The sequence below is a fragment of the Inquilinus sp. YAF38 genome, assembly GCF_052113205.1.
In the GTDB taxonomy this organism is placed as follows: Bacteria; Pseudomonadota; Alphaproteobacteria; order DSM-16000; family Inquilinaceae; genus Inquilinus.
On record NZ_JBFRCU010000060.1, the window covers coordinates 17,095 to 38,885 of the forward strand.

Below are 21,791 nucleotides of genomic sequence, written 5' to 3' on the forward strand. Positions count from 1 at the left end.
GGCCTCTGGGGGATCGTCTAGTGGTAGGACAGCGGACTCTGACTCCGCCAGCCTAGGTTCGAATCCTAGTCCCCCAGCCAAACTCCCCGGCTTCTCAGCTTTTTCGACGAGTTGGCCGGCTCCTTCGGGAGCTGACGTTACACGTTGCCGTTACACGGCGGCGGGTCACGCTCAGCCAAGCCCACGGGAGCCCTTCGTTGAACCAAGGGCCGCCGACTCGCTCGGCCGCCTCTGAGGGCTGAAGAAATGCTTCCCCCGTCTGACACCATTGGCGCCGCCGCCAGCACCATCCCGGCCTCTCCCTGCATCGTCACCGGAGGCGAGCGCATCTTCGCCCGCGCCTGCCGTAGCTGCTCGGCTTTCGCCCTTTCGTGCTTTCCTGACCACCCCAACGCCGTGGGTCGCTGCCCGAAGGCCGCCCCCGCCATCCCCACCGACGACCTGAAGGCCATGCAGCGGAATTGCGCGGCCTCTCCGTGCCTGGCCACTGGTGAGAGCCGGACCTTCTCTGGCGCCTGCCGCGACTGCCCTGCCCTCGCCATCTGGTGCTTCCCGGCCGGGCCGACTCAGGCCGTTGCGTGAAGGGGACCATCCGATGGGCAACCTCCTCCTTCTCGCTGGGGCCGTCCTCCTGGCCCTGAACGGCGGCTTCGCAGCCGGCGCCTGGTGGGCCACTCAGGGGCACCGCTAGGGCTCACTGACTGACCGAGAACAGCATTGGCGATGCCACAGCGGCGTCCTTCCGGGGGGCGCCGTTTCTCGTTGCAAACCAGCCGGTAACTCAGCGACCGACCCGAAGGAGCGGAGCAAGTATGAGCGACGGTCTCAACAAGGCCCTGCGGTTTGTCCGGGAGCTACAGAAGCTCGACACCCACCTTACCCTTTCATGCCTGCACACATTCCTTAGGGCCGCTGAGAACGGGGGCGGAACCATCGCCCACATCGTTCGGTTGTCGCCCTCCTCCAAATCTGCCGTGTGTCGACATGTTCAGGAGTTGAGTGAGGTCAGCGTTTTCAAGAACCAAGGCGGGAGGGTGGTTCCGGTGCCGGGCCACGGGCTCTTACTGACACGGGATCGCCCCGAGGGCCGGCGAGAGAAGGAGGTGTTCCTAACGGCGCGCGGAAGGGCGCTTGTGGCGATCATTGAGGGGATCATGCAGCGCACGCAAAACTCATAGTGGGCCGCTCGGTCCGCCTAGAATTGGCAAGCTGACGAGATCAATCCCACCCGGGCCTTACGTCGGTCCGATTACACTCAGGGCAGGCGATCGGAAAGATTGGCCTGTCCTTCTCTCTCGCTTCTCGCTTCTCATCCTGTGACAAAGCTTCCGCTACGAATCTGTGGCCGCAATTTCGACACCGAAACTGCCTAGCCTCACTCATATTCCACCCCTGCTCTCTCAACAAATTTGATCCAGAGCTGCTCAGCAATTTGCTCGGGCGTAAATTTCTCACTATCTCTGGTCATGAAATCATCCATTACTAAATACATTTTGTAATCATCGGCCTCAACGCGGATCGAGCCGTTTGAAGATCCATCATCGGCATATCGAGTGAAGATAAAATTTATATCACCAAAATGATGAGTTCGGCGCTTGCTATTTCGGACAGTGATATGGGCTTCCGATCCGCTCCGCTTGTCCCTATTCACGACGGTAGATGTGAAAGCAGCGTCACTCATTTTCTCAAATTTTGCTTTAAGAGATCCATCTCCTATACCATTTAGCTCGGCACATGATTTAGCAAAATAGTCGAGTATTGCGGCAAACGCGCTATCAGCAAAATCTCCTTTCTGAATGGAATCAAAGTCTCGCTTGATCTTTGGGTTTCGCGAGGTAAAGCCCGGAATCTGATACGAGGTTTGAGGAGTAGACGCGGGCCGTTCATTCTTTATCAGCCGCCTGATACCTGAAACCACATCAAGGTATGCGTTGTTCTGATTCGTCCACTCCGAAATTGCTTTACCATCCTTCGGCAGAGCCAAATATTCGCGGAACGGAGACGACGACCAATCGCATGGTTCAATCACGACGGGAACAATGCGCATCGAGCCCGCCAAGCACAGCTCTTGAGCCCGGGCAAACTCCTTTTCATAGCAATAATTTGACGCAAGGTAGTCCGGACTTAACAGAGCAATGAATATCCCACTGTCTTCAAGATTCTTACTGATCTCAGTATCAACGCTGTCGCCCGCGAGAACCTGGTTATCTGTCCAGGTGCTAATATCTCCTTCTCGTCGCAACATCGCCATATGCTTGTGAAGACGCTCCAATGCCTTCTCATCGGCATGAGAATACGAAATGAACGCCTTGGTTGCCATGATCGCCCTCGTGGATTCTGTCTTCAGAATGACATAGAAGCAGCCGGAATTCGAGTCAGGCACAGCTTCCCGAAATTGGGCATTGTGTGGTGCGCGAGGCGTAGCTAGGGAGGCGCAGCAAGCGCCTCCCGATGCCTAGATGCCGCACCTACATGGCCACGACGGCTGCCCTCCTCACGGTCCCCTCTCAGGCCCCAGCTAAGGAACCCATCACGGGCCGCGCTTCGGTCATCGACGGCGACACCATCGAAATCCACGGGCAACGCATCCGGTTCTTCGGCGTCGATGCTCCGGAGTCGCGCCAGCTCTGCCAGGACGAGAACGGGGGCCAGTATCGATGCGGGCAGCGGGCAGCCCTGGCGCTCTCTGACTTCATCGGCCAGGCGACTGTGAGGTGTGCCGAACGGGACCGCGACAAGTGGCGCCGGATCGTTGCCGTCTGCCGGGCCAGGGGCGAAGATCTGAGCGGGTGGATGGCTGCCCAGGGCCTGGGCCCCGTGGCGGATACCGAGTACAGCCGGGACTACGTGAGGCGGACGGAGGAGGCGAAGGGCGCGCGTAGGGGGATCTGGAGGGGGGCGTTTGAGATGCCTTGGGAGTGGCGGCGCAAGGGCAAGCCTTCGTGACTCGAGCAGACCACCTCCGCACATCATGCCGAAGGAGCCAAGGTTTTTTTGAGGAGGACCTCTGGTCGGCATCGGTCTTGAACCCTATTTAGGTGGTGCTTGCGGAATTGCGTCCATAGGTAGCTACTCACCCAACAGGTGGCAGGTGCGTCATGGGAGTCATCAAGATGATGGCCTTTCGGTCTGCCCTTCTCTTGCTTCCCCTCGTTACTTTGCCGCTGCAGGGCGCCACAGCTGCTCCCGCCGAAGGCACCTGTCAGAGCTTCGTTTCAGGTCTCGTCAGCGCCCGAGTTGAGCGATACCTGCTCGCTCGGCAAGACGGCAAAGACGCTTCTGCTGCGCTGAGACGGGCGTTTGAGTACGACTCGAAAGGGCCTGAAAAGGTCGCCCAGGAAACCGTTGCCGCATCTATCACAGCCGGCTGCGAGCCTGTGGTCATCCTGCGCGCCGGCGATTGCCTCGATACTGTATTCGGTTCGGAGTACGGCCAGCGGCTGATGACAACGCGGGATAAGTTTACGGACGTTATCATTGACGGGTGCGTTAGACAGACGCTTGAAGACTGAGCTCGCGCCGCGGATGACGAAGAAGCCCGATCCACGGCGGTTGAGGGGTATGACCCTGTAACCCAGGCAATCCGCGCCCTTGAAGCCCGCGTCGCCCAGGCCGTGCAGGATGTCGAGCGGTCTCGGCGGGAGCTGGAGACGTGCACCGCGGCGCTCCACGCCCTATGACTGCTCCCGGTGGCGGCATGAGGATCACCATCCGCAGCAAGGGGCAGCCTACGCGCGCGCCCGGCACCCCCTCGCGCGACCTTTGCCGGGGGCGGGCGTCGCTTGTTGACCCGGTCTCAGGCGTGCCTGAGCATGGCTCTCCATCTGATGGAGGAATGACGTGACCGATAGCCAGACAATGACGGTGAAACGTCTCAAGAAGGAATTGGCGGGCCTTGATGACGAGATGCGTGTCTGTGTTGGCCCGACCAATGAAGGCGGCTTCGCGCAGGCAACTTCGACGCAGCGACTGCCAAGCTCAGACGGCAAAATCCTCGTGATCCGATACAGCAAACTGCGCTGAGCCACAGGCGACCATCACTAGAGCTTCCCCAGGGGCGCCCGAAGGGGCGGTCTAAAACGCCCGAAAAATCCGTTCACTCATCTAAATGCATACGGATGCGCGGATCACCCCCGTACCCCCCCTCACGCGCCCTTTGCCGGCCTCGCAAAGTCGGCTTGACAGGTAAGGCCGCTTACTTGTCCGGTGCTGTCCTTTCCGTCTCTGATCATCGTTGGGAGGTGCGGCTTTGGAGTATACCGATCCATTAGCACCAGCCGGTTCCCCTGCCGTGTGACGGTGGCGCCCAGGACGGTCACCAAGCCCGCCGCTGCCCCTGCTAGGCCAATCACTCGGCGTCTTTCCCAGGCTCTCCCTTGTGGGCAGCGCGTGCCTCTGTGGGTGACACGTCAAGTGTACCAGTCGGCGCCACTGATCCGGCGGACTATGGAATATAACGTCCAATTGCCCCGCCATTTCACTCTGCTCTCTAGGGTACACCGGCGCGAGCAGCCCGCAGCCAAACTTCCTAGTGTCACCCGTTCCCAGGTCCCGCTTCGGCGAGACTTTCGCTTTCTTCCCTCAGCACCGCCGCGACCTCAGGGTGGCCGAAATGTTCGGCCCAGCCGAGCGGGGTGCTGGCGTAGGTCCGGTCGCGGATCGTCGCGTCGGCCCCGTGTTGCAGCAGCAGCTGGGCAGCGCGGGGGGCGTTGGCCCAGCCGGCGGCCATGTGCAGCGGGGTGACGTCGGCGGTGTCGCCCCAGACCACGCGCCGGTCGATGTCGGCGCCCTGCCCGATCAGCCACTCCACCACCTCCGCGCGGTGGCTCAGCAGCGCCCAATGCAGCGCGGCGCCGTTGTGCGGGGCACCGTCGATATCGGCGCCGCGGGCCAGCAGCGCCGCCATCGCCTCGATCCGGCCGCTGCGCGCGGCCCAGGTCAGCGCTTCGTCCAGCACCTCCTGCGGCGCGTCGGTCATGTGCCATTCCGGGAAGCCGCTGTGCGGGCGGTAGAAGCCGTGGTGATGCCCGGCCTCCGGCCACAGCCGCTCCTCCGCATCGAAGAACAGCGCGATCAGGTCCATCCGGCCGAGGCCGGCGGCGATGCGCAGGTTGAGCGGCGTCACTACCTCCGCCGCCAGCCGCTCGGCCACCGTACCGTGGCCCCAGAACAGAGCGACCGCCAGGGGCGTGCCGCCGTCGCCATAGGCCTCGGCCTCGACCAGGCCGCCGGCCGCGATCAGCCGGTCGAGCAGGGCCAGCCGCGCCTCGCGGTCGCCGCGGCCGCCGCCATAGGCGATGTCGTGCAGCGGTCCCCAGCCCTTGTCGTTGGCCAGATTCGGGTCGGCGCCGGCATCGAGCAAGTCCCCGGCCAGGACCAGCCGGTTCATCGAGATCGCCAGCATCAGCAGGCGGTTGCCGTTGGTGCCCTTGGCATTGACCAGGCCGGGATGGGCCACCAGCACCGCGGCCAGGGCGGCGCGGTCGTCGCTGCGGATCGCCTCGAAGGCGGTGCGGAACGGCTCCTCCGCCCGGCCGGCCCGCATCGCCTCGATCCGTTCGGCGAAACCGGCCCAGTCGTCGAAGCCGTGGCTGCGGGCGACGACCAGCTCGGCATCCTCCTGGCTCAGTGCGGTGGCGCGGATCTCGGCCTCCGAGGCCGCGGCGAAGCGCGGATGGAAGCGCTGCACCAGGCGCAGCGACCCGGCCTCGCCGGTGCGGTGGTTGCTGCGGATCCCGGCGGCGCGGTCGCGGTAGTATTGCAGCTCGACCTCGAAGGGCCGGGCGATCTCCGGCGCCCCCCCGGCCAGATGCGCCTGCAGCTTCGGCCATCTGGCGAAGCCGTATTCGCGGGCGACGACCCATTGCGCGTCGCTCAGCTTCGCCGCGGCGATCAGTTCGGCGTCGGGACGGTGGGCCAGCCGCGGATGGCTGTAGCGGAACCGGGCGATCGCCTCGGCCGCGCCGGCGCGCAGCGCCTTCAGCAGGTCCTTGGCGCGCTTCTTCTGCTGCTCCGGATCGGGCGACGCGGGCAGGTCCCGGGCATAGGGATGGGGCATGACGCTCCTCCTTTCACACACCCGGCATCCGCATCAACGGGCAGAAAGAAGGATCGACGCTGGCGACAGCTCTTCGGCAAGTGGGCGCTGCCCTTCCCGCGGACCGGATGCGTCTTGCACGCGGGACGGAGGCTAGCGGGAGAGGCCGGGTGCTGCAACATGCAGCTGCAGCACCCGGTTTGCGGCACCGTGTTCGACTTAACCGTTTCCGATAAAGGTCGCGAGCAGCCGGTTGACCTCGGCCGCCGCCTCCATATGGACCATGTGGCCCTTGCCGTCGAAGCGGTGCACCGGGATCGACCCCGGCAGCCCGTCGGCATGGGCGGCCGGCAGGATGGCGTCGGCCGTGCCCCAGATCACCTGCACCGGCACGCGGGCCGAGCCGAGCCGGTCGCGCAGCGATACGGCCTGGCGGCCGCCGGGGAAGAAGGCGCCGCTGATCGTCTTCAGCGCCGCCTCGACCCCGTCCAGGCGCTTGAACTTCAGCACGTCCTCGACCAGGTCGCGGGTCACCAGCTCGGGATCGGCGAACAGCGCCTCCAGATGCGGCTTCAGGTCCTTGCGCTTCTGCGCGCCGATGAAGCCGTCGATGTAGCCGCTGTTGATCTCCGCCCCCAGCCCGGCCGGGGCGATCAGCGTCGCCGAGGCCACCCGGTCCGGCGCGTCGAGCGCCAGCGACAGCGCCACCGCCCCGCCCATGGAATGGCCGGCCAGATGCGCCTTGGCGATGCCGGCGGCGTCGAGATAGGCCAGCACCGCCCCCGACAGCGCGGCGAGGTCGCCGGCCCCGACCTCCTTGCCCGAGCCGCCATGGCCCGGCAGGTCGATGGCGTGGACCGGGCGGCCGGTCAGCGCCGGCTGGGTGAACAGCCAGTTGTTGAGGTCGCCGCCGAAGCCGTGGATCAGGACCACCGGCGTGCCGTCGCCCTCGCCCGTCACCAGGGCCCGGATCGGCCGGCCGCCGGCCTGGATCACCTTGGGCTCGGGCGGCGGGGCGGCGCTCTCGGTCGCGGCCGCCGCCTCGGCCTGGAAGGCCGTGATGAAGCGGTCGAGCTCGCCGTCGTCGACCTCGCCCTCGACCACGACGCCGAGCAGGGCGCCGACCGGCAGGGTCTGGCCCTCCTCGGCCACCCGCCGGCGCAGCGTGCCGGCGACCGTCGATTCCAGCGCGTTGGTGATCTTGCTGGTCTCGATGTCAACGATCTCGGTGCCCGGCTCGATCCGCGCCCCCTCCGCCGCCGTCCAGGCGGCGAGCAGGCCCTCGGTCATCGCCAAGCCCCATTTGGGCATGGTGATCGGATGGATCGTGCCCGTCATTCCGCCGCCTCCCGCCGGCCCGGCGCACCCATCACGGTGCGCACCGCCGCCGCCACCTTGTCGGCGTTCGGGATGTACAGGTCCTCCAGCCCCGCCGCGAACGGCACCGGCACATGCGGCGGCGATACCATCTTGATCGGCGCCTTCAACGCGCCGAAGGCCTGGTCCACCACCTGGGCCGAGATGTCCGTCGCCATGTTGCAGCGCGGGCTGGCCTCGTCCACCACCACCAGCCGGCCGGTCTCCTCCACGCTCTCCAGTATCGTGTCCAGGTCGAGCGGCGAGGTCGTGCGCGGGTCGATGATGGTGCAGTCGATGCCCTCCTTGGCCAGTACCTCGGCCGCCGCCTTGGCCATCTGCACCATGCGGCCGATGGCGACGATGGTGACGTCCTCGCCCTCGCGCACCAGGTTCGCCTCGCCGAAGGGGATGGTGTAGGGCTCGTCCGGCACCTCCTCCTCCATGTCGTACAGCACCTTGTGCTCGAAGAAGATCACCGGGTCGTCGTCGCGGATCGCCTGGATCAGCAGGCCCTTGGCCTCATAGGGCGAGGACGGGATGACGCATTTCAGCCCGGGGATGTGGGTGAACAGCGGGTACAGGCACTGGCTGTGCTGGGCCGCGGCGCGGAAGCCGGCGCCGTACATGGTGCGGATGGTCAGCGGCGTCACCGCCTTGCCACCGAACATGTAGCGGAACTTGGCGGCCTGGTTGAAGATCTGGTCGAAGCAGACGCCCATGAAGTCGACGAACATCAGCTCGGCGACGGGCCTGAGGCCGCTGGCGGCAGCACCGGCCGCGGCGCCGATGAAGGCACTCTCGGTGATCGGCGTGTCGAGCACGCGGCTGGGCCCGAACTCCTTGTACAGCCCCTTGGTGACGCCCAGCGGCCCGCCCCAGGCGTCCTGCTCGCCCGGCGCGCCGGAGCCGCCGGAGATGTCCTCGCCCATCAGGATCACGCGCGGATCGCGCCGCATCTCCTGCGCCAGCGCCTCGTTGACCGCTTGGCGGAAGCTCTTCCTGCTCATGCCCTGCCCCCCTCAATACGAGACGTAGACGTCGGTCAGCAGATCGGCCGGCCCCGGCACCGCGGCGGCCTTGGCGTCGACCACGGCGCGTTCGATCGCCTGCTTGATCTCGGCGTCGATGGCGTCCATCTGCGCAATATCCAGCAGCCCGGCCTCGGTGACCCGGTTGCGGAACATGTCCAGGCTGTCGCGCTCGGCCCGGATGGCATCGACCTCGCCGGGGGCGCGGTAGGTCTGGGCGTCGCCCTCGAAATGGCCGTAGTAGCGGTTCAGCTTGACCTCGATCAGGGTCGGGCCGCCGCCGGACCGGGCGCGCTCGATCGCCTCCCGCGCCGCCTCCCACACCGCGAAGAAGTCGTGGCCGTCGACCATGATTCCCGGCATGCCGAAGCCCTTGGCGCGCTCGACGATGTCCTTGCAACTGACCGAATACTTGCTCGAGGTCGCCTCGGCATAGCCGTTGTTCTCGAACACGAAGATCGCCGGCAGCTTCCACACCGTCGCCAGGTTCAGCGCCTCGCAGGTGGTGCCCTGGTTCGAGCCGCCGTCGCCGGTGAAGGACACGGCGACGCCGCCGGTGCCCAGCGTCTTGGCCGCCAGCGCGGCGCCGCAGATCAGCGGCGGGCCGCCGCCGACGATGCCGTTGGCGCCCATCATGCCTTTGGACAGGTCGGCGATGTGCATCGACCCGCCCTTGCCGCCGCACAGCCCATCCTTGCGGCCGTAGATCTCCTTCATCATCGCCGCCGGATCGCAGTCCTTGGCGATGCAGTGGCCGTGGCCGCGATGGGTGCTGGCGATCGAATCGCGGTCGGTCAGGTGCAGGCAGACGCCGACGGCGCTGGCCTCCTCACCGGCATAGAGATGGACGAAACCCGGAATGTCTCCGGTGGCGAATTCGAGATGGACCCGATCCTCGAATTCGCGGATCAGGCGCATCTGTCGATAGGCACGCAAAAGGTCGTCGCGACTCAGCTGCACGGCCGTTCCTCCCGTTGCGGATCTTATGTCCGGCAATGAGCGTAACGCGCCGTGCTTCGGGTTGGGAACCCGTCCCGTACAGTCTCCGCCTTTGGTCGAAGAAATCCTCTCCGGGTTACTGCTCCCAGGTCACTGGCCGTTCGGCCGGATCGTCAGCGCCACCCGCCGGTTCTCCTGCCGCCCTGCAGCGGTGGCGTTGCTGGCGACCGGCTGGGCCTCGCCGACGCCGCCGATATTGATCCGCGGCGGGTAGACCCCGCGCGAGTTGATGTAGTCGGCGACCGAGCGCGCCCGCGCCTCCGACAGCCGCTGGTTGTACTCGGCCGAGCCGGTGTTGTCGGTGTGGCCGACCACGTCGATATAGGTGTTGGTGTACTGGTTCAGCGTCGCCGCGACGCTGTCGAGCGGCCCATAGAATGCCGGCTTGATGGTCGCGGAATCGGTGGCGAAGGTGACGTCGCCCGGAATGTCCACGATCAGGTTGTCGCCTTGGCGGGTGACATCGATGCCGGTGCCGGCCAGGTTGCGCCGCAGATCGGCCTGCTGCCGGTCCATGTAATTGCCGATGGCGCCGCCGGCGAGCGCGCCGACGCCGGCCCCGATCAGGGCGCCCGTGCCCCGGTTGCCACCGCTGACCAGGGCGCCGATGCCGGCCCCGGCCAGACCGCCGGCGGCGGCTCCGCCGATCGTGTTCGGCGCGCTGTCGAACTGGCACGACGCGACCGACGCGGCCAGGCCGATCACGATCAGGCATTTCGGGAAACGCATGGCATCCTCCTCGCAGGCAGTGGAGTGAGGATCGGCGCGAAACATGGCTTCTTCAAGCCCCGCTCAGTTGCGCAGCACGATGCAGGCGCCGCCGGCCCGGCGCAGGCGGGTGCAGAACTGGTTGCCCTCGGCCCGGCTCTGCGCCGGCACGCTGATCCGGTAGAAGCGCCGCGTGCCCATGCTGAGCATGCGGGTGCCGACGATCATCGGCTGGATCTCCGCCATCAGCTGCGGAAAGCGCCGGCGGACGCGGTTGTAAGAGGCCAGCGCCCGGCCCTTGGAGAAGTTGCCGGCGATCTGCACGTGCCAGGGCGCGGTCGGCGAGACCAGCTCGTCCCGGTCCGCTTCGGTCCGCAGCGACGCCAGGATCTCCAGGCAGGGCTTCGGGCTGCCGTCGAAGACGGGGACGCTGCCATCCGCCTTCGGCACCCAGTCATCGGCCGGGCGCTTGGTGACGAACAGGACATAGTCCTCGGTCTCCAGCGGCAGGAAGCCGCGGCCGCCGACCCAGCTCTCGACCCGGTTCGGGCCGGCATTGTAGCCGGCGGCGGCGAGGCCGAGATTGCCGAACTCGTCGCGCAACTCGGCCAGGAAGGCGGCGGAGGCCGGCAGCGCCGTCTCCGGATCGAACGGGTCCGCCAGATCGCGCATCTTGGCCGTGCCGGGCATGAATTGGGCCACGCCCTGAGCCCCCTTCGGGCTGACCGCCCGCGGCCGAAACCGGCTCTCCTTCCAGATCAGCCGGGTGAAGAACTCCAGCGGCAGGTTCTCGGCCGCAGCGGACTGCTCGATCAGCCGGCACACCGCCTGCTCGACCGTCTCGTCCTGCGCCGCGGCGGCGGCGCCACAGGACAGCAGGGTCCAGACCACCCCGATCCAGCCCCATGACCGCACGCGCATCTCGGACCACCTCGCAACGATGTTGCGATTTGTAGCCGCCCGCGCCGCAGCGACAAACCGATATTGACGGCATTCAATGCATTCGCTCAAAGTGGTCGGGATGTCAGACCAATTTTGACGGCTTGCCACTCCTCGATGTCCGCCCGCCTCCGCTCCTCCCTGTCGCCGATCCGCACGCCGACGCGTGACGAGGCGGTGTTGGCGGCGATCGCGGAGCATGTCGAGCGCACCGGCATCAAGCCCGGCGAAAGGCTGCCGCCGGAGCGCGACCTGGCCGAGCAGTTGCAGGTCAGCCGCTCCACCGTGCGCGAGGCGCTGAAGCGCTGGGAGGGCCTGGGCATCGTCGAGATGCGCAAGGGCAGCGGCACCTATCTGAAGGTGCCGGTGTCGACCGCCAGCATCCATCGGCCGCTGACCATCGACCGCACCTCGGACGTCGCCACGCTGTTGCACACGCTGGAGGTGCGGCGGGCGCTGGAGGGCGAGGCCGCGGCGATCTGCGCCCGCCGGGCGACGTCTGAGCAGATCGCGGAGATCGGCCGCCGCCTCGACATCATGGAAGCGCACCACACCAAGTACGGCGACGCGCCGGAGCAGGACTGGGAGTTCCACCAGTCGATCTTCCGCGCCACCGAGAACCCGATCTTCGGCCAGATCCTGGCGACCATGCGGGACGCCTTCCACCGCTTCTGGGAGAACCCGCTGGACATGCCGGACTTCGCCGGGCGCACCTTCCCCTATCACCGCGTGATGTACGACGCGATCGTCCGGCGCGACCCGGACGACGCCCGCAACGCCGCGCTGACCATCATCGACATGGTCGATGAGGACATCCGAGACGCCGACCGCAGACGGACCCGATGACCGACGATTTCGCAGCCCCCGACGCCTACGCGGCCGCCACCACGCTGGCGCATGACGACGCCTTCCCCTCCGGCGCGGTGGTGCCGCCGATCTACCAGACCTCGCTGTTCACCTTCGCCAGCTATGCGGAGATGGAGGCGGCGTTCTCCGGCCAGGTGAAGCGCCCGATCTATTCGCGCGGCGACAACCCGACGGTGCAGGAGTTCGAGCGCAAGGTGGCGGCGCTGGAAGGCGCCGAGGCGGCCCGCGGCACCGCCAGCGGCATGGCGGCGATCAGCTGCGCCGTGCTGAGCATCGCCGGCACCGGCGACCGCATCCTGTGCACCCGCCACGTCTATGGCGACGCCTATCGCCTGTTCGAGAAGCTGCTGCCGCGGCTGGGCATCACCGTCGATTATGTCGATGCGAGCGATCCGGCGGCGGTCGAGGCGGCGCTGCCCGGGGCCAAGCTGCTGTATCTCGAGAACCCGACCTCGATGATGTTCGAGCTGCAGGAGATCGGGCGTCTGGCGGCGCTGGCCAAGGCGCATGGCGCGGCCACGATCATCGACAATTCCTGGGCCACGCCGCTGTTCCAGCAGCCGATCAGGCACGGCGTCGACCTGGTCGTCCACTCGGCCTCGAAATATCTCTCGGGCCACAGCGATACGGTGGCCGGGGTGATCGCCGGGTCGGCCGAGCGCATCGCCCGGGTCAACGACCTGGCCTATCCCTATCTCGGCGGCAAGCTGTCGCCCTTCGAGGCCTGGCTGCTGATCCGCGGCATGCGCACCCTGCCGCTGCGCATGCGCCAGCACCAGGAGAGCGGCTTGGCCATTGCCCGCCGCCTGGCCGACCACCCGCTGGTCACCCGCGTGCTGCACCCGGCCTTCTCCAACCACCCCGGCGGCGCCACGCTGACCGGCCACAGCGGCCTGTTCTCCTTCGAGGTCGAGGAGGAGGTCGACGTGCCGCGCCTGGTCGACGCGCTGCGCCTGTTCAAGCTCGGCGTCAGCTGGGGCGGGCATGAGAGCCTGGTGATCCCGGCCCGCGCCTCGCTGCGCCAGGCCCAGGGGCCGAACTCGATGTCCGCCTTCGGCGTCACCCAGCGGATCGTCCGGCTCGCCGTCGGGCTCGAGGACACCGAGGATCTGTGGGCCGATCTCGCCCGCGCCCTCGACACTTCCGTGAACTGATCTTCGTTCTGCAAACAGGGAGGCAAAAATGAAACGACTGTTGCTCCTGGCCGGTCTGGCCACCATCGCCTTCACCGGCCCGGCGCTGGCCGACACCAACCTCAAGCTGGTCGAGGTCATCACCAGCCCGCAGCGCACCGAGTTCCTGAAGGGCCAGATCGGCAAGTTCGAGGCCGCCAATCCGGGCACGCATGTCGAAATCGTCTCGCTGCCCTGGGGCGAGGCGTTCGAGAAGTTTCTGACCATGGTCCAGGCCGGCGAGACCCCGGACATCGCCGAGATGCCGGAGCGCTGGATGTCGCTCTACGCCAACAACGGCCAGCTCGAGGACCTCTCGGCCTACATCGCCAAATGGGATGAGGCCAAGACCCTGGGCGACCGGGCGGTGCAGTTCTCGAAGACCGTGAACGACACCCCCTACATGGTGCCCTACGGCTTCTATCTGCGCGGCCTGTACTGGAACAAGAAGCTGTTCCAGGAGGCCGGCATTGCGGCCCCGCCGAAGACGCTCGACGAGTTCATGGACGTGTCGAAGAAGATCGCGGCGCTGGGCGGCGGCAAGACCGGCTATTGCCTGCGCGGCGGCAAGGGCGGCACCGGCGGCACCGCCTTCTTCATGCTGACCATGGACGGCAAGGGCAAGTTCTTCAACGACGACGGCACCTCGACCCTCGGCGACGCCGATGCGGCCAAGGGCATGCAATTCCTGGTCGACCTGTACAAGGCCGGCGGCGCGCCGAAGGACAGCCTGAACTGGGGCTTCAACGAGACCGTCACCGGCTTCTACTCCGGCACCTGCGCGATGCTGGACAATGATCCGGACGCCATGATCGGCATCCTCGACCACATGAAGCCCGAGGATTTCGCCGTCGCGCCGATGCCGCTCGGGCCCGGCGGCCATGCCTATCCCTCGATCGGCTATGCCGGCTGGTCGATGTTCGCCAACAGCGAGCACAAGGAGGAGAGCTGGAAGCTGATGTCCTTCCTGCTCGACAGCGCCCAGAACAAGGAATGGGCCAAGTTCGTCGGCGTGCTGCCGATCCACAAGGGCGCCGAGCAGGACGAGCATTTCGCCGGCGAGCGCTATGCCGGCTGGTTCCAGGAGCTGAACGACCCGCGGTGGCAGCCGATCCCGTGGCCGGCCCATCTCGAGGAGTTCGGCTACTTCTTCGACGTGATGTCGGTGCAGAGCTTCCAGGAGGCCCTGCTGGGCCAGAAGCCGACCGCCGACGTGGCCAAGGAGTGGGCCGACTACCTCACCGCCGCGCAGCAGAAGTTCCTGGCCGGCAAGAAGTGACGTCAACCGGCCCGTCATCCCGTGCCGCGCCGTGCGGGATGACGGGCCGATGCACAAGTCGAGTCCTATGACCGTGACCCATGCGATCCCGGGCGCCCGCCCGGGATCTTTCCGCCGCACGTTGGGCAATGCGCTGGAGCCCTGGCTCTATCTCAGCCCGGCCATCATCCTGCTGACGCTCAGCATGCTGGTGCCGCTGATCGTCGGGCTGTCCTATGCCTTCCAGAATTTCGGACCGTTCGGGAAGAGCACCTGGGCGGGGCTGAAGAACTTCGAGACGCTGGTCGGCGACCCGAATTTCTGGCGGGCGCTGAAGAACACGGTCTGGTGGACCGTCGGCAGCCTGGTGTTCCAGTTCTTCGGCGGCCTCGGCCTCGCCTTGCTGCTGAACCGGGATTTTCMGGGCAAGCGGCTGACCCAGGCGCTGGTGTTCCTGCCCTGGGCGGTGCCGACCTTCCTGTCCGGCCTGGTCTTCGCCTGGCTGTTCAACCCGGTGGTCGGCCCCCTGCCCTACTGGATGGCCGATCTCGGCCTGCTGCCGGAGCCGCTGAACATCCTGTCCGACCCGGACCTCGCCATGTGGGGCCCGATCCTGGCCAATGTCTGGTTCGGCATCCCGTTCTTCGCCATCACCCTCCTGGCGGCGCTGCAGGCGATCCCGGGCGACTACTACGAGGCGGCGGCGATCGACGGCGCCGGCGCCTGGCAGCGCTTCACCCGGATCACCATCCCGTTCCTGGCGCCGACCATCGCCATCACGGTGCTGCTGCGCACGATCTGGATCGCCACCTTCGCCGACCTGATCTGGGTGATGACCAATGGCGGCCCAGCCAACGCCACCAGCATCCTGTCGACCTATATCTTCGCCCAGGCCTTCTCGCGGCTGAACTTCGGCTACGCCTCGGCCGTGGCGACGGTGCTGCTGCTTCTCCTCCTGCTCTACGCCGCGATCCTGATCCGGATGCGCAAGAGCCTGCTCGCGGGGCAATGAGACCATGACCGTCGTCGGACGCTCGCCCCTCGGCCGCCTCGCCGGCGGCACCGGCTTCTACCTCGGCATCGGCGCCTATCTGCTGTTCGCGCTGTTCCCGCTGTACTGGCTGATCAAGATTTCGGTCACCCCGACCCAGCTCCTGTTCTCCGAAGGCATCACCTTCTGGCCATCGGAGTGGACGCTGGCGAATTTCAGCTCGGTGCTGACCGCCAGCAACTTCCCGCGCTATTTCCTGAACAGCGTCATCGTTTCGATCGCCACCGCGGCGGTGGTGACGCTCTGCGCCTCGGCCTCCGGCTATGCCTTCTCGCGCTTCCGCTTCAAGGCCAAGCCGGCGGTGATGTTCGTGCTGCTGCTGACCCAGACCTTCCCGCTGGTGATGATCATCCCGCCGGTCTACCGGCTGATGGCGCCGCTAGGCCTGACCAACAACCTGATGGGGCTGATCGTCATCTACAGCGCCTTCAACGTCGCCTTCGCCACCTTCCTGATGCAGTCCTTCTTCGACGCCATCCCGAAGGATCTGGAGGAGGCGGCGATGATCGACGGCTGCAGCCGGTTCCAGGCGCTGCGCCGGGTGATCCTGCCGCTGACGCTGCCAGGCATGGGCGCGACTCTGGGTTTCGTCTTCACCGCGGCCTGGAGCGAGCTGCTGTTCGCGCTGATGCTGATCAACTCCGACAGCCAGAAGACCTTCGCCGTCGGCCTGCTGACCTTCGTCGCCAAATTCGGCGTCGACTGGGGGCAGATGACCGCGGCCTCGGTGCTGGCGCTGATCCCGGTCTGCATCTTCTTCGCCGTGATCCAGCGCTACCTGGTGCAGGGACTGACCGCCGGCGCGGTGAAGGGCTGACCTGGGGGCTTGAACAGGGCCCCGAAACGTCGGAGCGTGTCGGCTCCACCGGAGGGGAACCCGATCATGCCGCGACACCATGTGCCCGCGTCGGCCGAGACCTGTGCCTGGGGCTATTTCGACGCAGCGCGCGAGCCGGTGCTGACGATCGACAGCGGCGACACGGTCGTGATCGATACCGTGAACGGCGGGCCGGACGTGCTGCCGAAGGGCGATTTCCACATCCCGCCCGAGATCCACGAGATCCATCAGCGCTGCGACCGGTCGACACCCGGCCATATCCTGACCGGCCCGGTCGCGGTTCGCGGCGCCAAGCCCGGCCAGGTGCTCGAAGTGCGGATCCTCGACGTCTCGCTGCGCCAGGACTGGGGCTACAACTTCATCCGGCCGCTGGCCGGCACTCTGCCCTATGAGTTCGAGGAATCGCGCCTCCTCAACATCCCGCTCGACGCCGAACGCGGCACCGCCCGGCTGCCCTGGGGGCTGGACCTGCCGCTGAACCCCTTCTTCGGCGTCATGGGCGTGGCGCCGCCGCCGGGCTGGGGCCGGATCAGCTCGATCCAGCCGCGGGCCCATGCCGGCAACATCGACAACAAGGAGCTGGTTGCCGGCACCACGCTGTACCTGCCGGTGTTCAACGACGGCGCCCTGTTCTCCTGCGGCGACGGCCATGGCGCCCAGGGCGACGGCGAGGTCTGCGTCACCGCGATCGAGACGGCGCTGCAGGGCACCTTCCAGCTGGTCGTCCGCGACGATCTGAGCTTCACCTATCCACGGGCCGAGACCCCGACCCACCACATCACCATGGGGATGGACCCGGATCTCGACCAATGCGCCGAGATGGCGCTGCGCGACATGATCGTGCTGCTCGGCGAGACCGCCGGCTTGTCGCGCTACGACGCCTATACCCTGTGCAGCCTGGCCGGCGACCTGCGCATCACCCAGACCGTGAACGGCTGCAAGGGCGTGCACATGATGATGGCGAAGGCGCTGCTGGGCCGATGATGCGCCGGCGCGAGGCGATCGGGCTCGCCGGGTCCACCCTGCTGGCCCTGTCGGCAGGCCCGGCTGCCGCGGCAACGTTCGGCGAGTGGGTCGACGGCGCCGACATCGCCGCCCGTTTCGTCGCAGCCGGCATCCCGGTCAAGAGCTATGCGATGGGCAGCACGTCGATGATGCCGACGCTGGGGGAGGAGGATGTCCTGCTGGCCGATCTGCGAGCGGCGGGATCCGTGCCCGGCCGCGGCGAGATCATCGTCTTCCGGCCGCCGGGCCCGGATACGGTCTATATCAAGCGAGTGATCGGCCTGCCGGGCGATCGCATCGCCCTGAAGGCCGGGCGGCTGGTCTTGAACGGCAAGCTCGTGGAGCGGCGCCCGAAGGGCCGTGTCGAGCTGGACCTGCCCCTGGGGCCGACGCCGGTGTCCGCCTATGAAGAGGCGCTGAGCGGCGTCCGGCCCTACCAGATCGTCGAGATGTCCGATACCGGCATGCTGGACGACGTTTCCGAAAGCGTGGTGCCGTCGGATGCAGTCTTCGTGCTGGGCGACAACCGGGACAACTCGATGGACAGCCGGGCCACCCGAATGGGTCCGATCCCGATCGGCAACATCATCGGCCGCGTCGTCTACCGGCTGCGGCCGAACTCCGGCTGGCTGGTGTCGCCGGAGACGGTTCCCGGGCTCGGCTGAGCCCGGGAGCACGATCCTCAGTCGCGCGGCTGGGCGACGGTGCGGAGGTAGGGCTTCAGGGTCTTGAAGCCGGCCGGGAACTTCTGCTTGGCCTCCTCGTCSGARACCGAGGTGACGATGATGACGTCCTCGCCGTTCTTCCAGTCGGCCGGGGTGGCGACCTTGTGCTTSGAGGTCAGCTGCAGCGAATCGATCACCCGCAGCACCTCGTCGAAGTTGCGGCCGGTGGTCATCGGGTAGGAGATCACCAGCTTGATCTTCTTGTCCGGCCCGACGACGTAGACGTTGCGCACGGTCTGGTTGTTGACCGCGGTGCGCCCTTCGGAGGTGGTGCCGGCATCGGCCGGCAGCATGCCGTAGAGCTTGGAGACGACGAGCTCGGAATCGGCGATCACCGGGAAGTTCGGGGCGTAGCCTTGGGTTTCCTTGATGTCCTGGGCCCAGCTCKCATGCCGGTCGACCGGGTCGGCGCTGAGGCCGATCACCTTGACGTCGCGCTTGTCGAAYTCCGGCTTCAGCTTGGCCACGGCGCCGAGCTCGGTGGTGCACACCGGGGTGAAGTCCTTGGGATGCGAGAACAGCACGCCCCAGGACGAGCCSAGCCAGTCGTGGAAGCGGATCCGCCCCTCGGTGGTCTCRACTTCGAAATCGGGCGCGTCCTCACCAATCGCGAGCGGTCCGGCCATCCTTACCTCCATCACGACAAATCGTCTGCCCGAACCCTTCGGGCACCACTATCAGCCTGAAAGCGAATCGCTACGGCGCCATTTCAGGCTACGGTGAACAAGCTTCAATCGTAACAGACAAAAGCAGCTGTCGATATGTAACGGCTGTGCAGTATTTTGTGAACATTGACATTGGCTCGGCGTTCAATACTCGGTTAAATACGCGATCGCATCACCCATCGACGCCAAGAACACGGCCGGCATGCAAATTGCCATCCCGGCCGTGTTATTTTTCTGCGGATGAGACTGGATGCCGCAGCGATGCTTGTAAGGGGACGCGGGTCGGCGTCCCTGGCACAGTTGTACGACAACGGATCGTATCCTCACTCTCCCGAATACCGGACCCGGCTCGCAGCGGCGGCCGCCGCGCATGCCCGGTCGCAGAGACGGAGCTGTCCATGGCTGTCGAACTGAACATCAATGGCCGGACCGAGCGGATCGACGCGCCGCCGGAGATGCCCTTGCTGTGGGCGCTGCGCGACGAGCTCGGGCTGGTCGGCACCAAATTCGGCTGCGGCGCCGGGCTGTGCGGCGCCTGCACCGTACATCTCGACGGTGCCGCGGTGCGCGCCTGCCAGACCGCGATCGGCGATGTCGGCAGCGGCAAGATCGTGACCATCGAGGCAATCGGCGCCACCGATATCGGCGCCCGGCTGCAGCAGGCCTGGCTGGCCTTCGACGTGATGCAATGCGGCTACTGCCAAGCCGGCCAGATCATGTCCGCCGCGGCGCTGCTGGCCACCACCCCGGCGCCCGGCGACGACGACATCGACTCCGCCATGGCCGGCAATCTCTGCCGCTGCGGGACCTACACCCGCATCCGTGCCGCCATCCACAAGGCGGCCGAGCGGAAGGCCGCGGAAGGGAGTGCCGGCTGATGGGATACCTTCTTCCTGAGGCCGGCCTGGGCCGGCGCGCCTTCCTCAAGGCCTCGCTGCTGGTCGGCGGCGGGCTGCTGATCGACGCCACCCTGCCGGTCGGGGCGACGGCCGCCAGCGGAGGCGGCACGCTCGGGGCCTTCATCGCCATCGCGCCGGACGGGCGGGTGACGATCACCGGCAAGAACCCGGAGATCGGCCAGGGCATCAAGACGTCGCTGCCGATGATCATCGCCGACGAGCTGGACGTCGACTGGGACCAAGTCACCGTCACCCAGGCGATGGTGAACGAGGCCGCCTATGGCCCGCAGACCGCCGGCGGCAGCCGGGCGACGCCGGCCAACTGGATGCCGCTGCGCCAGGTCGGCGCCGCGGCGCGGGTGCTGCTGGTCGACGCCGCGGCCAGGCGTTGGGGCGTGCCGGCGGACAGCGTCACCACCCGCTCCGGCCGGCTGCTGCACGCCGCTACCGGGCGCAGCCTGGGATATGGCGAGGTGGCGGCCGCGGCGGCGGCATTGCCGATGCCGGATCCGGGCAAGGTCCGGCTGAAGGATCCGGCCGAGTTCCGCATCATCGGCAAGCCGACCGGTGGCTGCGACAGCCCGAAGGTGGTGCGCGGTGAGCCGATCTTCGGCATCGACACCCGTCTGCCCGGCATGCTGTACGCGGTGTTCGAGCGCTGCCCGGTGTTCGGCGGCACGCTGAGATCCGCCGATCTCGATGCCGCCCGCAGCCAGCCCGGCGTGCGCCAGGTGTTCACGGTCAAGGGCAACGGCCGGCCGGAAAGCCTGGTCGACGGCGTGGCGGTGCTGGCGACCAACTGGTGGCTGGCCAACCAGGCGAGGCAGACGCTGAAGGTCGAATGGGACGAGGGGCCGGGCGCGGCCCAGAGCACCGAAGCCTACGACGCCCAGGCCAAGGCCCTGTTCGACGGCACGCCGCAGGCCGAGCTGTTCCGCGCCGGCGATGCCGAGGGCGCGCTGGCCCGGGCCGCGAAGCGGATCACGGCGGACTACGCCTATCCGTATCTGTCGCACGCGCCGCTGGAGCCGCAGAACTGCACCGCCCTATATCGCGAGGACGGCACGCTGGAGCTGTGGGCGCCGAGCCAGATGCCGCAGCGCGGCCGCGGTCTGGTGGCCGAGGCGCTGGGGCTGAAGCCCGAGGCGATCACCATGCACATGCCGCGCATCGGCGGCGGCTTCGGCCGGCGGCTGATGAACGACACTGTGGTGCAGGCGGCGGCGATCGCGCGGCAGGTGCCGGGCACGCCGGTCAAGCTGCTGTGGACCCGGACCGAAGATATCCAGCACGATTTCTACCGCCCGGCCGGCTGGCACCGCTTCACTGCCGGCTTCGATGCGGCCGGCAAGCCGACCGTGTTCACCAGCCATTTCGTCACCCTGACCCGGGGCGGCAAGCCGGTGTCGGGCGGCGAGTTCGACTTCCAGGAGTTGCCGGCCCTGCTGACGCCGAACCTGCTGTTCGCCCAGTCCGGCATCGACAGCGTGGTGCCGACCGGGCCGATGCGGGCGCCGCGATCGAACGGCCTGGCCTGGGCCTACCAGTCCTTCCTGGACGAGGTGGCGCAGGCGGCCGGCACCGAGCTGCCGACGCTGTTGCTCGGGCTGCTCGGCGAGTCCCGGGCGCTGCCGGCGCGGCAGGGGTCGCAGGTGCAGTTCCACACCGGCCGGGCCCGCGGCGTGATCGAGAAGGTGCTGGCGATGTCCAACTGGCCGGTCAAGCCGGCGGCCGGCAGCGCCAAGGGCTTCGCCTTCTACTTCTGCCATCTCGGCTATTTCGCCGAGGTGGTGGAGGCGGCGGTGGCGCCGGACGGCACGGTGCGGGTGCCGCGGGTCTGGGTGGCCGGCGACATCGGCAGCCAGGTCGTCAACCCGTCGGGCGCCGAGAACCAGGTCCGCGGATCGGTGATCGACGGGCTCGGCCAGGCGCTGGGCGGTCTCGCGATCAAGCTGACTGGCGGGCGGGTCGAGCAGGAGAATTTCGACAGCTACCCGCTGCCGCGCATCCCGGGCACGCCGGACATCACGGTCGAGTTCGTGAGAAGCGACTTCCCGCCGACCGGCCTGGGCGAGCCGGCGCTGCCGCCCGTGATCCCGGCGCTGTGCAACGCCGTCTTCGCTGCCACCGGCAAGCGGGTGCGGCAGCTGCCGCTGGATACGTCGGGCTTCACCCGGCCGGCATAGGCGTACAACGAAAAGGGGCGGCCCGAAGGCCGCCCCCTGTCGTCTCCACTGTGGC

General features: G+C 67.1%; 20 protein-coding genes and 1 tRNA gene. 13 read left to right on the forward strand and 8 right to left on the reverse strand.

Annotation, left to right across the window (positions count from 1 at the left end):
• Nucleotides 1-6 precede the first annotated feature (6 nt).
• Nucleotides 7-80: transfer RNA gene (locus AB4Z01_RS23605), tRNA-Gln, on the forward strand.
• A 1,295-nt stretch (nt 81-1,375) separates the two neighbouring features.
• Here AB4Z01_RS23605 and AB4Z01_RS23610 read toward each other — a convergent pair.
• Nucleotides 1,376-2,320, reverse strand: a complete 945-nt coding sequence (locus AB4Z01_RS23610; protein ID WP_441698145.1) for a toll/interleukin-1 receptor domain-containing protein — start codon at nt 2,318-2,320, stop codon at nt 1,376-1,378.
• Nucleotides 2,321-2,472: 152 nt separating this feature from the next.
• Here AB4Z01_RS23610 and AB4Z01_RS23615 point away from each other — a divergent pair, with 152 nt between their 5' ends.
• The 3 genes from AB4Z01_RS23615 to AB4Z01_RS23625 all read left to right on the forward strand — a co-directional run bounded on the left by AB4Z01_RS23615 (nt 2,473) and on the right by AB4Z01_RS23625 (nt 4,023).
• Entirely contained in the window at nt 2,473-2,946 is a 474-nt protein-coding gene (locus tag AB4Z01_RS23615; RefSeq protein ID WP_441698147.1) for a thermonuclease family protein, read from the forward strand.
• Between the two features lie 152 nt (nt 2,947-3,098).
• Complete coding sequence (locus AB4Z01_RS23620) at nt 3,099-3,512, forward strand: hypothetical protein (RefSeq protein WP_441698148.1); 414 nt, start codon at nt 3,099-3,101, stop codon at nt 3,510-3,512.
• A gap of 328 nt (nt 3,513-3,840) precedes the next feature.
• On the forward strand, nt 3,841-4,023 hold the full coding sequence (locus AB4Z01_RS23625; RefSeq protein ID WP_441698150.1) for a hypothetical protein: 183 nt from the start codon (nt 3,841-3,843) through the stop codon (nt 4,021-4,023).
• A gap of 511 nt (nt 4,024-4,534) precedes the next feature.
• Here AB4Z01_RS23625 and AB4Z01_RS23630 read toward each other — a convergent pair.
• The 6 genes from AB4Z01_RS23630 to AB4Z01_RS23655 form a co-directional block, all read right to left on the reverse strand.
• Complete coding sequence (locus tag AB4Z01_RS23630; protein ID WP_441698152.1) at nt 4,535-6,058, reverse strand: ankyrin repeat domain-containing protein; 1,524 nt, start codon at nt 6,056-6,058, stop codon at nt 4,535-4,537.
• Between the two features lie 198 nt (nt 6,059-6,256).
• Nucleotides 6,257-7,375, reverse strand: coding sequence for an acetoin dehydrogenase dihydrolipoyllysine-residue acetyltransferase subunit (locus AB4Z01_RS23635; RefSeq protein WP_441698153.1), 1,119 nt, complete (start codon nt 7,373-7,375; stop codon nt 6,257-6,259).
• Nucleotides 7,372-8,403, reverse strand: a complete 1,032-nt coding sequence (locus AB4Z01_RS23640) for an alpha-ketoacid dehydrogenase subunit beta (protein WP_441698155.1) — start codon at nt 8,401-8,403, stop codon at nt 7,372-7,374. Before AB4Z01_RS23640 ends, AB4Z01_RS23635 begins: the two co-directional genes overlap by 4 nt.
• 12 nt (nt 8,404-8,415) lie before the next feature.
• Nucleotides 8,416-9,384, reverse strand: a complete 969-nt coding sequence (locus AB4Z01_RS23645) for a thiamine pyrophosphate-dependent dehydrogenase E1 component subunit alpha (RefSeq protein WP_441698157.1) — start codon at nt 9,382-9,384, stop codon at nt 8,416-8,418.
• A 129-nt stretch (nt 9,385-9,513) separates the two neighbouring features.
• Nucleotides 9,514-10,152, reverse strand: a complete 639-nt coding sequence (locus AB4Z01_RS23650) for an OmpA family protein (RefSeq protein WP_441698159.1) — start codon at nt 10,150-10,152, stop codon at nt 9,514-9,516.
• A 63-nt stretch (nt 10,153-10,215) separates the two neighbouring features.
• Nucleotides 10,216-11,052 carry a lytic transglycosylase domain-containing protein gene (locus AB4Z01_RS23655; RefSeq protein ID WP_441698161.1) on the reverse strand — a complete coding sequence of 279 codons (837 nt, stop codon included), beginning with the start codon at nt 11,050-11,052 and terminating at the stop codon, nt 10,216-10,218.
• Between the two features lie 135 nt (nt 11,053-11,187).
• Here AB4Z01_RS23655 and AB4Z01_RS23660 point away from each other — a divergent pair, with 135 nt between their 5' ends.
• The 7 genes from AB4Z01_RS23660 (at nt 11,188) to lepB (ending at nt 17,926) form a co-directional block, all read left to right on the forward strand.
• A complete protein-coding gene (locus tag AB4Z01_RS23660) occupies nt 11,188-11,916 on the forward strand; it encodes a FadR/GntR family transcriptional regulator (RefSeq protein ID WP_441698163.1) in 729 nt (242 codons plus the stop codon).
• Nucleotides 11,913-13,091: a PLP-dependent transferase gene (locus AB4Z01_RS23665; RefSeq protein ID WP_441698165.1), complete on the forward strand. Its 1,179-nt coding sequence runs from the start codon at nt 11,913-11,915 to the stop codon at nt 13,089-13,091. Before AB4Z01_RS23660 ends, AB4Z01_RS23665 begins: the two co-directional genes overlap by 4 nt.
• A gap of 28 nt (nt 13,092-13,119) precedes the next feature.
• Nucleotides 13,120-14,388: an ABC transporter substrate-binding protein gene (locus AB4Z01_RS23670; RefSeq protein WP_441698167.1), complete on the forward strand. Its 1,269-nt coding sequence runs from the start codon at nt 13,120-13,122 to the stop codon at nt 14,386-14,388.
• A 67-nt stretch (nt 14,389-14,455) separates the two neighbouring features.
• A complete protein-coding gene (locus AB4Z01_RS23675; RefSeq protein WP_441698169.1) occupies nt 14,456-15,379 on the forward strand; it encodes a carbohydrate ABC transporter permease in 924 nt (307 codons plus the stop codon).
• A gap of 4 nt (nt 15,380-15,383) precedes the next feature.
• Nucleotides 15,384-16,235: a carbohydrate ABC transporter permease gene (locus AB4Z01_RS23680; RefSeq protein WP_441698171.1), complete on the forward strand. Its 852-nt coding sequence runs from the start codon at nt 15,384-15,386 to the stop codon at nt 16,233-16,235.
• A gap of 66 nt (nt 16,236-16,301) precedes the next feature.
• Nucleotides 16,302-17,240, forward strand: coding sequence for an acetamidase/formamidase family protein (locus AB4Z01_RS23685; protein WP_441698173.1), 939 nt, complete (start codon nt 16,302-16,304; stop codon nt 17,238-17,240).
• A complete protein-coding gene (gene lepB / locus AB4Z01_RS23690) occupies nt 17,237-17,926 on the forward strand; it encodes a signal peptidase I (protein ID WP_441698175.1) in 690 nt (229 codons plus the stop codon). Before AB4Z01_RS23685 ends, lepB begins: the two co-directional genes overlap by 4 nt.
• Before the next feature lie 17 nt (nt 17,927-17,943).
• Here lepB and AB4Z01_RS23695 read toward each other — a convergent pair whose 3' ends face one another.
• A complete protein-coding gene (locus tag AB4Z01_RS23695; protein ID WP_441698177.1) occupies nt 17,944-18,612 on the reverse strand; it encodes a peroxiredoxin in 669 nt (222 codons plus the stop codon).
• Between the two features lie 437 nt (nt 18,613-19,049).
• Here AB4Z01_RS23695 and AB4Z01_RS23700 point away from each other — a divergent pair, with 437 nt between their 5' ends.
• Together AB4Z01_RS23700 and AB4Z01_RS23705 are read left to right on the forward strand one after the other, a co-directional pair.
• On the forward strand, nt 19,050-19,529 hold the full coding sequence (locus AB4Z01_RS23700) for a (2Fe-2S)-binding protein (protein WP_441698179.1): 480 nt from the start codon (nt 19,050-19,052) through the stop codon (nt 19,527-19,529).
• A complete protein-coding gene (locus AB4Z01_RS23705) occupies nt 19,529-21,736 on the forward strand; it encodes a molybdopterin cofactor-binding domain-containing protein (protein WP_441698181.1) in 2,208 nt (735 codons plus the stop codon). The genes AB4Z01_RS23700 and AB4Z01_RS23705 overlap by 1 nt, the downstream gene beginning before the upstream one ends.
• Nucleotides 21,737-21,791 lie beyond the last annotated feature (55 nt).

Coding starts and splice junctions, on each gene's coding strand:
- AB4Z01_RS23610 (WP_441698145.1), bottom strand. CDS start 2,320: ATGGCAACCAAGGCGTTCATTTCGTATTCTCATGCCGATGAGAAGGCA.
- AB4Z01_RS23615 (WP_441698147.1), top strand. CDS start 2,473: ATGGCCACGACGGCTGCCCTCCTCACGGTCCCCTCTCAGGCCCCAGCT.
- AB4Z01_RS23620 (WP_441698148.1), top strand. CDS start 3,099: ATGGGAGTCATCAAGATGATGGCCTTTCGGTCTGCCCTTCTCTTGCTT.
- AB4Z01_RS23630 (WP_441698152.1), bottom strand. CDS start 6,058: ATGCCCCATCCCTATGCCCGGGACCTGCCCGCGTCGCCCGATCCGGAG.
- AB4Z01_RS23635 (WP_441698153.1), bottom strand. CDS start 7,375: ATGACGGGCACGATCCATCCGATCACCATGCCCAAATGGGGCTTGGCG.
- AB4Z01_RS23640 (WP_441698155.1), bottom strand. CDS start 8,403: ATGAGCAGGAAGAGCTTCCGCCAAGCGGTCAACGAGGCGCTGGCGCAG.
- AB4Z01_RS23650 (WP_441698159.1), bottom strand. CDS start 10,152: ATGCGTTTCCCGAAATGCCTGATCGTGATCGGCCTGGCCGCGTCGGTC.
- AB4Z01_RS23655 (WP_441698161.1), bottom strand. CDS start 11,052: ATGCGCGTGCGGTCATGGGGCTGGATCGGGGTGGTCTGGACCCTGCTG.
- AB4Z01_RS23660 (WP_441698163.1), top strand. CDS start 11,188: ATGTCCGCCCGCCTCCGCTCCTCCCTGTCGCCGATCCGCACGCCGACG.
- AB4Z01_RS23665 (WP_441698165.1), top strand. CDS start 11,913: ATGACCGACGATTTCGCAGCCCCCGACGCCTACGCGGCCGCCACCACG.
- AB4Z01_RS23670 (WP_441698167.1), top strand. CDS start 13,120: ATGAAACGACTGTTGCTCCTGGCCGGTCTGGCCACCATCGCCTTCACC.
- AB4Z01_RS23680 (WP_441698171.1), top strand. CDS start 15,384: ATGACCGTCGTCGGACGCTCGCCCCTCGGCCGCCTCGCCGGCGGCACC.
- AB4Z01_RS23685 (WP_441698173.1), top strand. CDS start 16,302: ATGCCGCGACACCATGTGCCCGCGTCGGCCGAGACCTGTGCCTGGGGC.
- lepB (WP_441698175.1), top strand. CDS start 17,237: ATGATGCGCCGGCGCGAGGCGATCGGGCTCGCCGGGTCCACCCTGCTG.
- AB4Z01_RS23700 (WP_441698179.1), top strand. CDS start 19,050: ATGGCTGTCGAACTGAACATCAATGGCCGGACCGAGCGGATCGACGCG.
- AB4Z01_RS23705 (WP_441698181.1), top strand. CDS start 19,529: ATGGGATACCTTCTTCCTGAGGCCGGCCTGGGCCGGCGCGCCTTCCTC.